This window comes from Streptomyces sp. NPDC005483 (assembly GCF_040606035.1).
Taxonomy (GTDB): domain Bacteria; phylum Actinomycetota; class Actinomycetes; order Streptomycetales; family Streptomycetaceae; genus Streptomyces.
This window is the reverse complement of record NZ_JBEXEA010000082.1, coordinates 1-10981: the sequence shown is the minus strand read 5'-3', so window position 1 is coordinate 10981 and position 10981 is coordinate 1. Positions and strand designations below refer to the sequence as shown.

Annotated in this window: 17 protein-coding genes; 1 reads left to right on the top strand and 16 read right to left on the bottom strand. The window is 69.6% G+C overall.

What is annotated here, in order from left to right:
* Window positions 1–167 precede the first annotated feature (167 nt).
* The 16 genes from ABZT06_RS49700 to ABZT06_RS49625 all read right to left on the bottom strand — a co-directional run bounded on the left by ABZT06_RS49700 (window position 168) and on the right by ABZT06_RS49625 (window position 9744).
* On the bottom strand, window positions 168–749 hold the full coding sequence (locus ABZT06_RS49700) for a hypothetical protein (protein WP_355756352.1): 582 nt from the start codon (window positions 747–749) through the stop codon (window positions 168–170).
* A gap of 18 nt (window positions 750–767) precedes the next feature.
* Window positions 768–2069 carry a hypothetical protein gene (locus tag ABZT06_RS49695; protein WP_355756349.1) on the bottom strand — a complete coding sequence of 434 codons (1302 nt, stop codon included), beginning with the start codon at window positions 2067–2069 and terminating at the stop codon, window positions 768–770.
* A 198-nt stretch (window positions 2070–2267) separates the two neighbouring features.
* A complete protein-coding gene (locus tag ABZT06_RS49690; RefSeq protein WP_355756347.1) occupies window positions 2268–2861 on the bottom strand; it encodes a hypothetical protein in 594 nt (197 codons plus the stop codon).
* Entirely contained in the window at window positions 2858–3166 is a 309-nt protein-coding gene (locus tag ABZT06_RS49685) for a hypothetical protein (RefSeq protein ID WP_355756344.1), read from the bottom strand. Before ABZT06_RS49685 ends, ABZT06_RS49690 begins: the two co-directional genes overlap by 4 nt.
* Window positions 3166–3498, bottom strand: a complete 333-nt coding sequence (locus tag ABZT06_RS49680; protein WP_355756341.1) for a hypothetical protein — start codon at window positions 3496–3498, stop codon at window positions 3166–3168. The genes ABZT06_RS49685 and ABZT06_RS49680 overlap by 1 nt, the downstream gene beginning before the upstream one ends.
* Before the next feature lie 137 nt (window positions 3499–3635).
* Window positions 3636–3770, bottom strand: coding sequence for a hypothetical protein (locus ABZT06_RS49675; RefSeq protein WP_355756339.1), 135 nt, complete (start codon window positions 3768–3770; stop codon window positions 3636–3638).
* Between the two features lie 44 nt (window positions 3771–3814).
* Window positions 3815–4150, bottom strand: a complete 336-nt coding sequence (locus ABZT06_RS49670; protein WP_355756337.1) for a hypothetical protein — start codon at window positions 4148–4150, stop codon at window positions 3815–3817.
* Between the two features lie 246 nt (window positions 4151–4396).
* On the bottom strand, window positions 4397–4750 hold the full coding sequence (locus ABZT06_RS49665) for a WhiB family transcriptional regulator (RefSeq protein WP_355756335.1): 354 nt from the start codon (window positions 4748–4750) through the stop codon (window positions 4397–4399).
* Window positions 4750–4980 (bottom strand): hypothetical protein, encoded by a 231-nt coding sequence (locus ABZT06_RS49660; protein WP_355756332.1) that lies wholly within the window; start codon window positions 4978–4980, stop codon window positions 4750–4752. The genes ABZT06_RS49665 and ABZT06_RS49660 overlap by 1 nt, the downstream gene beginning before the upstream one ends.
* Entirely contained in the window at window positions 4977–5189 is a 213-nt protein-coding gene (locus ABZT06_RS49655; protein WP_355756330.1) for a hypothetical protein, read from the bottom strand. The genes ABZT06_RS49660 and ABZT06_RS49655 overlap by 4 nt, the downstream gene beginning before the upstream one ends.
* Window positions 5186–5629 (bottom strand): hypothetical protein, encoded by a 444-nt coding sequence (locus ABZT06_RS49650; protein ID WP_355756327.1) that lies wholly within the window; start codon window positions 5627–5629, stop codon window positions 5186–5188. Before ABZT06_RS49650 ends, ABZT06_RS49655 begins: the two co-directional genes overlap by 4 nt.
* Window positions 5626–6348, bottom strand: a complete 723-nt coding sequence (locus ABZT06_RS49645; protein WP_355756324.1) for a hypothetical protein — start codon at window positions 6346–6348, stop codon at window positions 5626–5628. The genes ABZT06_RS49650 and ABZT06_RS49645 overlap by 4 nt, the downstream gene beginning before the upstream one ends.
* Complete coding sequence (locus ABZT06_RS49640; RefSeq protein WP_355756322.1) at window positions 6345–6581, bottom strand: hypothetical protein; 237 nt, start codon at window positions 6579–6581, stop codon at window positions 6345–6347. The genes ABZT06_RS49645 and ABZT06_RS49640 overlap by 4 nt, the downstream gene beginning before the upstream one ends.
* 2 nt (window positions 6582–6583) lie before the next feature.
* The gene (locus tag ABZT06_RS49635; protein WP_355756354.1) at window positions 6584–8377 is read right to left on the bottom strand and encodes a recombinase RecT; all 1794 of its coding nucleotides are present in this window, start codon (window positions 8375–8377) and stop codon (window positions 6584–6586) included.
* Window positions 8378–8392: 15 nt separating this feature from the next.
* Window positions 8393–9364 (bottom strand): YqaJ viral recombinase family protein, encoded by a 972-nt coding sequence (locus ABZT06_RS49630; RefSeq protein WP_355756320.1) that lies wholly within the window; start codon window positions 9362–9364, stop codon window positions 8393–8395.
* 86 nt (window positions 9365–9450) lie between these two features.
* On the bottom strand, window positions 9451–9744 hold the full coding sequence (locus ABZT06_RS49625) for a helix-turn-helix transcriptional regulator (RefSeq protein ID WP_355756317.1): 294 nt from the start codon (window positions 9742–9744) through the stop codon (window positions 9451–9453).
* Window positions 9745–10093: 349 nt separating this feature from the next.
* Between ABZT06_RS49625 and ABZT06_RS49620 the strand changes: the two genes are divergently transcribed.
* Entirely contained in the window at window positions 10094–10363 is a 270-nt protein-coding gene (locus ABZT06_RS49620; RefSeq protein ID WP_355756315.1) for a hypothetical protein, read from the top strand.
* The last annotated feature ends 618 nt before the right edge of the window (window positions 10364–10981 follow it).

Here is a 10981-nt window from a genome sequence, read left to right as displayed (position 1 = left end):
ACGAACCACGCCCATCTCTCCCGCCGCCAGCCGGAGTTCATGCCCACCCACCCCGAACCAAACGATCACGTTCGGAAAGCGGATGGCGTCTAAGAAACCCTCACATGCCATCGCCGTGTGGTGGGCGGTGGCGGGACCAGATGCGGCGGCGGAGAACCAAGTGCACGTCAGTGCCTCGCCGCGTGCTGGGCGGCTTTGTCCGGCCAGTGCGGCTCGGGCTCAACCAGGTCGGCCAAGCGGTCGCCGCAGTTGGCGCACTTCCGGGACTTCACCCACATCTGCCGGGCGTTGCGGTACTCGCTGGTGACCTCCCAGGCGAGATGCGCACACTCGGGCTCGACAACTACGTCCAGGCGCTGTCCGCAGTGTCGGCAGCGGCGCAGTCCACCCACGGTGCTGATCTGGTCGTCCTCGTCGTGCGCGCAGTCGGCGGCCGCGGTGACCGTGTTGAGACTGGCGATGGCGGCGTGCTGCCCTTCAGCGCACATCTCCGCCAGGCGCATGCCGGGCCAGCAGGCGCCGCACTGGGCGGCATGCTCGGTCACGGCGTCGAGCGCGACCGACACGGCTTCCATGAGCGGCATGGACCGGCGCGCGGCCGGGGCCGGGGCCGGCTGTGCGCCGAGCGTCACGGGCGCAGGCTGCGGCCCCTCGTCGTGGATCCATGCGGCGAGGGCGTCGGCATAGGCATCGAGGCACAGCATCAGGAAGCCGCGAAGCTCCTCGGGGGTGTCGTACTGCTGGTGCACTGCGGGTTCTCCTTCGGTTCAGAACGGCGTGCCGTGCTGGTCGGTGGGCTGGGGGTGGGCGGCCCGCTGCGCTCGGCGGCGGGCGGCCTCGGCATGGAGGGCTTCCGCCTCCTCGCGGGCGGCGTCCTCGGCGGCCCAGCGCGCCATGAGCGCGGTGATGGCGTCGGCGGGCGCGGTGCGGCACCTGCGGCACATCCCGTCGTCGGGCATGTCACCGAGGACGGGCCGGCCACAGTCGACGCACTCGGGACGCGGGTCGGCGGCGCCAACGGGGCGGCGCGGGTCCTCCCCGCGGTTGTAGGCCGCGCGCCGGTTCGCACGGCGCTCGAGACAGGCCCGGCACTCGGCGCCCGTGTCGACCATGACGCCGTCCTCGCACGACGGATCCGGGCAATACGGCGTCGGGGCGATCAGCGCCATGGCCGCGCCGATCGGATTCCGGATCAGTCCTTCGAAGAACGCGGGCTCGAAGCCCCAGCCGACCCAGCGGCGGCCGATCCGCCCGGCGACCTGCTCGGGCGTCCGGGCGTCCAGGGCGGCAAGGACGGCGCGATGGTTGTTGCCCGGGATGCGCTGACCGGGCAGCTGGGCGAGCAGCGGACGCGGCAGCGCGGCCTCCACGGCGCGCACAGCCGCCCTCTGCTCACTGGTCAGACCGGGTTTCTTGCCCGTCGCGGCGGAGCCGCCGTCCGCTCGCGCGCTACTACCTGCACCAGTCCTACGGACGTCAGCGGCGCTACGCGCCGAAGGCGCAATCTCTCCACTCTCTTCTTCAACACCTTCTTCTAGATCTTTTACCGCCGCATCCGTGCGGCCAGGGGTCGCCGCATCGGTGCGGCCACCGGTCGCCGCACCCGTGCGGCCAGGGGTAGCCGCACCGCTGCGGCCACCCCCCGACGGATTCCGGGCCGCCCGGCGGGCCGCAGCACGCTGCTCGGCACGCTCATCCCACCGGTGATGGTCGAGCAGTTCGTAGGTGCTCGGTAGGTGGCGCTTCGGGTGGTTCGGGTCTGCCACGCGCTCCACGCGGAGCAAGCCGTATGCCTCCAGGCGCTTCGTGGCGCGGTCCACGGTGTCGACCGACCGCCCTATGCACTCGGCCAGCCGCTTACGGGTCGGCACCCGGTCCGGGACGTTGTTCGGGTCCACCTCGGCGGACTCAGCGGACTCGCGCGTAGCGGCGTCCACGAACGAGGCGATAGCGGCGTAGAGCGCCTTGTCGACCGGGTCCACGCTGCCGTCGCGGGCAAGCTCGGCGTCGAACTTGACCCAGTCGACGACGGCGCCGCGACGGATGACGCGGGGACGCTCGGTGCTCAACAGATGCTCGCTTTCGGTTCACGCAAGGTCAGGACAGGTGGGCAACCGGGGAAGGGGCCCGGGGCAGGGGCCGATCCCGGGCAGCCCGCTGGACGGCCCAGACGACTGCCCGTTGGGTCATGGAGGCCAGGACCGGTGGATGCCCGAGGAGGCCCGCTGAGCCGGTCAGGACGGTGAATAGGTAGAGGCCGAGGAGCATCACGCGGCGGCTCCCGGGTATGGCGGGAGGCCGGGCGGGGGCGGTGCGGTGGTCGTCTCCGCGAGGACGAGTTGCGTCCTGGGTTGCAGGGTGTGCGGGGCCGGTACCGGGGGCGGGCTGGGCCAGCCGTAGTGGTCGACGGGCAGGCAGTCGCCGAGCGCGTAGGCACGATGGTCGGGCAGGCCATCGACGGGCCACCTGTCGGTGTCGGTCTGGTGACGCCACCAGGGGATCAGGAGGTACCCCCACCGGCCGGGCCCGGACTCGCACCAGGTCTCAACTGCGCTGCCGGTGCGGCGCCGCTGCCAGATGCCCTGTGCGATGGCCTGGATGGTGCGGTACTGGGGGTGCCCGTATCCGGCGACCAGGGCGCCGACTGTCCGGCGCCGGGAGAAGTCCAGACAGACACCGGCGGCCGGGGACCGCGTGAACGAAGGCAGACACTCCACCGCGCCGATGCCGAACAGGATCGGCACGTCCAGGTGGTAGGTCATGGCCCACGAGTGGTCTGGGCTGCCGTCCACGCCTTGCGGGGTGACGCGTACGACAGTCACGCTCGCGTACTCCACGCCGCTGATCTCGTCCTCGTTCACCGGCCACCCTCCAGCGCGGGCGCGGGGACCTCGTCGGGGCGGAGGAGGCCGAGGCAGCGGGTCATCGGTTCGTCGTCTGGCCGCCCCTCGCAGGTGGCGACGTGGGGCTTGTGCAGCTTCTCGAAAGGGGCGAGGGGGAGTTCCTCGGTGGGGCGGCGTGAGAGCCAGGTGCCCCGGCCGTCTCGGGAGACAGCGGTGTTGCCGTCGGGGTGGGGTTCGGCGTCGACGGCGAGCCGCTTGCGGCCCTCGGTGATGGTCCACCTGATGGGGGCGCCGCAGAGGTGGCAGCGGGAGGGGCTGGGCATCAGGCCACCGCTTTCCGGGGACGGCGGTAGCGGTCGCGGAGTTCGACGCCGGCGACGTCGACGAGGAGTTCGCGGACGTAGCTCGGGGAGTAGCCGACCCAGGCGGCCACGCTGCGGATGCTCAGGTGGCGCTGCTGGTAAAGGTCTGCGCACTTCCAGGCGAGGGCCTTCGTCTGCGGACGCCTCTTGCGGGCGGCGACGAGCCGGACGACGCTCTTCTTCGACGGGCGCCCTTGCTGGTCGCGGAGTTGGATGCCTGCGACATCGACGAGGAGTTCCCGGACGTAGCTCGGGGAGTAGCCGAGCGCGTCGGCCACTTTCCGGATGCTCATGCGGCGCTCCTGGTAGAGCTGGGCGCAGTCCTCAGCGAGGGCTTCAACCGCCGGAAGCCTGTCGGACACGAACGAACCTTTCTGCACTGGAGTGTTGGGGCCGGGGCCGTACGGAGACGGCCCCGGCAGAAGGGGCGTCAGACCCAGAGGAAGATCGCGGCGAAGAGGCCGAGCACGGGCGCCCACGGGCCGATGATCGGAATGGGTGCGGTCGCGGCCCAGACGACGAGGCCGACCGTCAGGCCGAGCATGAACTTGCGGAATGCTGGCACGGCACTGCCTTTCGGATGGGTGGAACGGGGCGGCGCGGGCCCGGTCAGTCGTCGTCGCAGTCGAACCAGTCGTCGTCGTGGTGGCCGTGGCCGTGGCTGCTGCCGTGGCTGCTGGTGCCGTGCCGACCGGACGACTTGTGGGACTTGGGGGACTTGGGTGAAGTGCCGCGCGGTTTGGTCAGGCTCGGGCCGCGCCCGGTGCTGCGGGAGCCGCCGGACCGGCCGCTGCCGCGGGAGCCACCGCCCTTCCCGGTGTGTGCGGCGGCCAGCTCGATGCCGGGGCTGCGGGCGTCGCAGTCGTCGTCGGTCTGCTGGCATCCGGCCGCTATCAGGGAGCCGACGAGCACCACGGCCGCCGCTGCTCCGGTCAACTTCTTCATCAATCCGCTCCAGTTCCATTCCCGCGCCCTTGTGCGCGCGGGTAGTCGAGTTGGTCCCGCTCCGCGTACGCCCGCATGGCGTGCGCTTGATGTCGGGCCCGGTGCGTCTCCGCACAGGTCTTGTGGGACGGGCGTCCTTCCTCGTCGCGGAGGCAGGTCGGCCCTTTGCAGTACCGGCACGGGCGAAGCCGCTCAGCCCAGTGCCGTTGCGCGTCGGACCAGTCGAGGACTCCGCTGGCAGGGAGGTCAGGCAGCAGTGGGCGCTTCGGCCGCGCCATCGCCGGCCCCCTTCCGTCGGCGGGCGCCGCGGCGCGCCCGCCTCTGCTGCCGCCGCCGCAATGCCTTCCGCTCGTCCTTGTCCAAGCCGCCCCACACCCCGTTCGGCTCCGGCCGCTCGAGAGCGGCCTGACGGCACGCCTCGATCACTGGGCACCGAGCGCAGACCGATTTCGCTTCCCTGGTGACGAGCAGCACGAGGCCCTTGGGGAAGTCCTCGGGGAAGAACACCGAGTGGTCTTCCAACTCGCGGCAGAGGGCCAGGTCGGACCAGTGCGGGGCACGCGAGAGGGTGTCGGGCGCGTAGCGGCTTGGACGTGGCATCAGCCGCCTGCCTCCGCGCCCGGGTAGACCACCCGCTGGAAGACGATCGTGTCCTCGTCGTCGGCGGGTGCCGCAGCGTCAGCTGACCGGGCGGTGCGCGGCCGGCGGTGCTTGCCCGTCGGCCGCAGCTCTATCCACGCCCACGCGGCAACCCCCGGGGCGAGGATGAGCAGCCACCACCAGCTGAGGTTCTCGGCGATCCAGATCAGGACGCCCAGGACGTTGTTCACTCCTCGGCCTCCCGCCAGTTCGTGACGGTCTTCTCGTTGACGCCGAGCAGCTTGGCGACGCTGCGTGCCGAGTCCGTCGAGTGCTTCGCCGCGTACCGCAGCTCTTCGGGCTCCAGCTCCGTGTAGGGCAGCGACCCGTCGAGGACCCGGTCAACGGCGACTACGTCGACGCCGCGCCGCCAGGTCGCGAACTCCGTCAAGCTGTTCACGCCGCATCACCGGCCTTCGCCGCCTCGCGCATGACCCGGTCCTGCTGGTGCCCGCCAGCAACGCAGCCTGGGATCTCGCACGACTGCGACACCTTGCCCTCGGGCTCACGCCCGTGGTGCAGCCGGAACGCCACCCGGTACGCGGTCTGGATGTTCGCCCGGTAGCGGACCACAGGCGTCCCGCACCGCTCCCGCGTGCCGGTCCACCGGCGGTGGCCGCCCTCAACCGGCTCGGACTGGGCGGTGAACGCGTCCTTCCATGAGCTGTAGATCGGGCGTCGGCCGCGCACGTAGGGCGGCAGCCCGACCCGCTTGCGGACCTCGTCGACGCGCCGGTCACTGATACCGAACCTTCGGGAGACAGCCCGGTTCGACACGTCTTCTCCGGCGAGCAGCGCACGCAGTATCTGCTCGTCACTGACCTCGACGATCGCGGTCATCGGGCACCGCCATCCCGCAGCCACAGCGGGCGCACCGCGACGTAGTCCTCGGTGATCGGCGCGGGCACCTGGATCCGCGTGAGGACCAGGTCGTCCGGGTCGGCCACACCGAGGTTGACCTTCGCCTCCAGGTAACGGCCGGGCAGCTCAGCCAACTTGACGCCGGTCACCTGGGCGAGGAAGTCAGCGAGGACGGTGACTTCCCGCTCCATGTGCCATCCGAGGACGACGACCTTCGCCGTCCGCGTCTTCACCTCGACGGAGTTCACATGGACGGCGCTGGTGTAGCGGGGCTCTTCGAGGGCCAGCAGATACCGGCGGCCCAACTGCGTGATCCGCCACGCGCCTTCGCTGCCGTGGGCGTACCGGCGGGCACGCAGACCGGCCAGCTCTCCGGTGGGGTCCTGGAACGAGTCACCGCCCGCCAGGGCGCGCAGCACGTACTCCGCCGGCTTCGGCAGCGGCTGTTGGGTCGCGTGCTTCACCACGCGGACCTGCGCAGCACGCCACGCGTGCGTGCCGCGCGTGGTCTCCGCCGAGCACGGGCACGCGGAGACATGGGCGACCGTCGCCGAGTCGGCGACGTGGCCGTGGCACTGCATGACGCTGTTCGCGCCCTTCTCGCACAAACGCTCCGAGCAGCAAGGGCAGTTGGGGCACGGAGCCTGAACCGGACGCAGGTACAACGGCCCGAACGGCTCGTCGTGGATGAGGGTCATGAGTCCTGTCCTGGGGTCTCGTGTCCGCAGCGGAAGCACTTCCGGGAGCCGTCCGCGCGCATCGCGTGCGGGGTCCGGCGCTTCTCGCGCGGGCAGTCGTCGAAGTCGGCTATGTCGGCGCGGCCTTCAAACAGGGCGGGCAGCGCGTAGGCGAAGGGGGCCGGCGAGGCGACCGGGGCGGGGGCCGGGCCCGCGAACAGTGCGCGGGCCCGGTTCCAGCAGGCGGCGAGCACGCCTACCGCCTCTTGTTCCTGTCGCGGTGGCGGCGCCTGGGCTTCGCCCGGCCGCGCTGCTTGACCGCCAGGCGGGCCGCGGGAACGTCCTGCGAGGCCTCCGCCGCCCGATGCGCCCGACGGGCATCTGTCTCCAGCGCGGCCGTCTCCGGGTCGATCGCCGCGAGGATCTGCGGCTTGCCGTCCTCGGCGGCGTCCTCGACCGCGATCAGCGCCCGCAGTTCAGCCGACTTGGGCACGAGCTTCGCCAGCCGCCGGATCGCCGTGTTGTGCGTCGGCGTCATGTCCTCACCAGCAAGGAACGTCCGGGTCGGAGAGTCGACGCTGATGCACCGGGTCGGCACCGAAGGAATGCGATCGATGGACTTCACCCCTCGGTACGGGGCGAGCTTTCGCGGCCGGAAGTTGGACAGCTTGGCGCTCAGCGTCACCGGGGCGACGGTGGGCTTCCACCGCACGTGGTACGCGGTGACCGTCTTGCCGTAACCCGTGTGCCGTGTGGGGTAGATGCGAACCATCTCGCCAAGGCTGCGCGCCAGTTCGGCAGCGGACTCAGCCAGCCCGACATCCGTGTTGTAGAAGCACGCCTCGCCGCGGTGCTTGTTGACAGTGCCGTCGCTATCCATCAAGCCGCGGAGCAGCGCGAGGCGCTGACGGCGCGAGGCCCGCAGGTACTCGGCTGGCACGTGCTTGTGGCCGATCAGTCCCGCCTCTGCGAGCTGCTTGCCTAGGCCAGACTTCACGTAGACGGCAACCCCGTTGCTGCGCGGGTCCTTGCGGATGTTGCCTATCTCGTACCCGGCGGAGGTGATTGCCGCGATGACCTCGTGCTGGTTGTCGGCATTGCAGGTGACGACAGGAGCAGTCCTGTTCCCGTCTCCCAGCCAGTAGCCGAGCGTCCAAGGGTCGATCGGAAGGTCCGCATCGGGCATGTCGAGCGGCTCGGTCACCGGCATGACCACCGTGCCGCCGGCGGCACGGACCTCGTACAGGTCGGCGATCTCGTGGACCTTCCAGTCCTGCCGGGCGGTGTTCCCCTGCGGAGCGGCCTTGGCCACCCACAGGTGCTCGGCATCGCACACGATGGACTGTCCGTTGGCGAAGGTCACCCGATAGCAGTCCAGGTTCTTCACGGCCGAGGTGGCGAGGATGCGCACCCGCTGGCCGTGCATGTCGAACACCTCGTCGCCGACCCGCAGGCCGCCCATGGTCGACCAGCCGCTTGGGGTGGGCATCGGGGTGTCGAGCGCCAGCCCCTTCAGGTGCATCCGGTCGAACCGGGTGTGCCACAGCGAGTTCTTCTCGCCGTTCGTCTCCGCCCGCTGATACGCCTTGGAGAACTCGTCGCGGATCTCCTCCGCTTCCTCCAGCGTGACGATCGCGATGTTCGACCGGGCGCCGCCGTCCAGCCAGGCGAACGCGTACGCGAACAGCGGCTTCTGGTCCTTCTTCGACGCCAGGATGTTCGGCCGGTGCACGAACTCCTCACCGGCGCGGGCCGTCGGCACGAACTCGTACTCGTCGCCCTCGTACACCAGCTGTGCGACCACAGACTTCACCAGGCCCGACCGCCACATCAGCTCGACGTAGCCCTCGTAGGTGGCGATGAATGTCGCGATCCGGTCGTCGGCGGTGATGGCCGCCTGCTGGCCGTCCGGGACCAGCCCGAACCGGGCGCAGGTGATGACCGCCTGGAGGACGCTCGCCGGAGTGCACTTCCGCAGCCTGGGCAGGACCGGCCGGAGCGCCGCGAGGAACAGGTCGACGCTGACGTGCTTCGGCAACGCGGCCTCGATGTCGGCCCGGAACTGCTAGTGCTTCTCGAACCGCTTCGGCGAGAACGTGCCGTTGGCGACGTACGACCAGGCCTTCTTGCCTTCGACCTCGGCGACGCTGGCCTTGTCGCCGCAGATCAGGCGCATCTCGTTCTCGACCGTGGTCTTCTGCTCGTCCAGCTCCTTGATCTGGGCGATCAGCGACGCGCGCCGCTTGCGGAGCTTCTCCGCCTTCACGCGGGACACCTCGACGACGTCGGTCGGCTTGACCCGCCACAGCTGGCCGAGGAGTTCCTTCGTGGCCTCCAGCCCGTCGGCCGGTGGCGGGTAGCCCTCGATCACGTGCCGCTGGAACCACTTCCCGCAGACGTCGATCAGGGTTCCGATCAGCTCCTCGTCCCGCTCGATACGGTGGTAGCGGAGCGTGTTCCCGCCGACGAGGGCGACGGCCCAGCCGTAAGACCAGCCGCCGACGGCCATGTTCCAGTGGACCTGGAGCGCGGGCCCGTCGGGCACGCCGTCTTCCCAGTCGGCCAACTGGTAGGCGCTGCGGTTCTTCAGCTCGACCGGGGCGAGGACAGCGCCGGTCTCCGGGTCGAGCGCGTACCTGTCGACGTTGGACCGCATCCACGGCCGGTCGATGTTCGCGAGCATTCCCGGCGTCGGCACTGCCGGTATACCGGTCCGCTTCGTGAACAGGTGGGCAATGAAGTCCTCGATCTCAAGGCCGACTTCGGCGTACTCGCTCAGCTCGGCGTCCATCGGGACGGGCCGGCCGTGCTTCTCCTCGTAGACGTGGCGGGGACCCTGGTACTTGTTGAGGCCGAGGATCTTCGCGACCTCGGACCCGCCGATGCCGCTGCGGCGAACGTGTTCCCACTGGGCCCGGTACTCGGGGTCGTTCAGGTCACCAGCAGACAGCAGCAGCCGCGCCGTCGGCGCCCCGTACGCGAGGTCATCCGAAGTGGCCCCTTGCGGGGTCCACGGTTGGGTAGCCTGCTCAGGCAACGTTCCTTCTCCTTCGTTGGATCGTTCGGGAGATTGAGGCCGTCGAGCCATGCAGGGCTCGACGGCCTCCTCGTATGCGGGGGCCCTCACGACGCCTGCCGGGCCGTGGCCGCAGGCGGGTAGTCGTCGATCGGGGTCACGCCGCTCGCCGGTTGCAGGTCCGAGACCGAGCAGCCGATGACGCGCGCCATCGCGCGCAGCCGGTCCGGGTTCGCGTTGCGGCGGCCGGACTCGATGTCACACATCAGCTGGAAACTGATCCCGAGCTGCTCCGCCAGGGACTTCTGTGTCAGTCCGGCGTTCTCGCGTGCGCGTGTCACCGCCTCGGGAAGGTGATGGAAGGGCGCGCCTTTGCGGCGTCGCATGCGGGCGTTGTTCATGTACGCAGTCTATGCGTAGTGGCGCGTAGTGCGAACAATTCGCGCGCAGTTTGCAACATGTGTGACGTCAGTCACACGACTACGCGACACTTCTCGGCAGTCCGCCTGTTCGTGTAGCGGACTACTGCGTAGTTATGCGAACCTTTGCCGTATGGATGCGCAGACACCACAGCCCCCTGCGGAGGCTGTACTCATCAAGAAGGCTCTGGGCCGAGCCCGCCTCTCAGGGCGCGAAGCGGCACGTAGAGCCGCGCTAAGCGAGACCAGATGGCGGCAGATCGTCAACGGCTACCAGGACGTCGGAGGCGTACGGATCCCAGTCACCGCGCCCGACGAGACACTCGTCCGCATGGCGCAAGTTGTCAGCCTCACCTCGGACCAACTCCGAGAGGCGGGCCGCAGCGACGCCGCCGACCTCCTCGATGAACTCGCCGCACCGCCGACGCACGCGAGCACACTGGGAACCGCAGACAGCGCCCAGGTCGACGCGATCGCCGCCCTCCTTGCAACCCTCCCTCCCGAGGCACAAGACGAGGTACTGCGACGCGTCGGCCTCACCGCCGCGCCACCCGCCCAAGAAGAGGAGGCACCCGCACGCCGGGGCCGCCGAGCAGGCTAAATGATCACATGAACGTAACGAACTAGCAGGAAGCAATCAAGAGTTGACAAGCTGTCACATGATGCCCATTCGACTACAACGAGAGGCATAAGTGATAGACGTCCTGTTAGCCGGTGTCCTCGGTGCGGCGGTCCTCGCGATCGTCCTCCTCGCCCGGTCCGTCCGGAAACTCACGGAACAGACCAACCAGCTTCGCGCCGAGGTCACAGCCCAGAAGATCGCCGCGTTACAGCAGCGCACACCCATACCTGCACCGCTCAAAGAGGAACCCGAACCAACCCGGCGGAAACGCCACCTCGCGCTATACATGGGCGGCGGCGTAGCCGCCGTCATCAGCTCGCTCGGCGCACGTTTCCGCTCCTCATGGAAGCGAAGCCCCGCCCTTACTACGACCGGCACGGTCGCCGTCGTCGCATTAGCTTCTACCGCCGCGGCCTTATGTCTGCCCTCAGATGGCACAGCGTCAGATAGCCCTAACACGCCCCAGCCGGTCACCGCGTCGGATGCGCCCCGAACCGCTGTCTGAAGTTTCCCCGTGATCTTGGACACTCGATGGTTATGCCGTGAGGGCGTGTTGGTGCCGTTGTCTGGTCTCGGCTGGGGTGAGGTAGCCGAAGA

Excerpts from the sequence above, each read along its gene's own strand:
- ABZT06_RS49685 (WP_355756344.1), bottom strand. The coding sequence starts at position 3,166 with ATGCCCAGCCCCTCCCGCTGCCACCTCTGCGGCGCCCCCATCAGGTGG.
- ABZT06_RS49680 (WP_355756341.1), bottom strand. The coding sequence starts at position 3,498 with ATGAGCATCCGGAAAGTGGCCGACGCGCTCGGCTACTCCCCGAGCTAC.
- ABZT06_RS49670 (WP_355756337.1), bottom strand. The coding sequence starts at position 4,150 with ATGAAGAAGTTGACCGGAGCAGCGGCGGCCGTGGTGCTCGTCGGCTCC.
- ABZT06_RS49665 (WP_355756335.1), bottom strand. The coding sequence starts at position 4,750 with ATGCCACGTCCAAGCCGCTACGCGCCCGACACCCTCTCGCGTGCCCCG.
- ABZT06_RS49650 (WP_355756327.1), bottom strand. The coding sequence starts at position 5,629 with ATGACCGCGATCGTCGAGGTCAGTGACGAGCAGATACTGCGTGCGCTG.
- ABZT06_RS49645 (WP_355756324.1), bottom strand. The coding sequence starts at position 6,348 with ATGACCCTCATCCACGACGAGCCGTTCGGGCCGTTGTACCTGCGTCCG.
- ABZT06_RS49625 (WP_355756317.1), bottom strand. The coding sequence starts at position 9,744 with ATGAACAACGCCCGCATGCGACGCCGCAAAGGCGCGCCCTTCCATCAC.
- ABZT06_RS49620 (WP_355756315.1), top strand. The coding sequence starts at position 10,094 with ATGGCGCAAGTTGTCAGCCTCACCTCGGACCAACTCCGAGAGGCGGGC.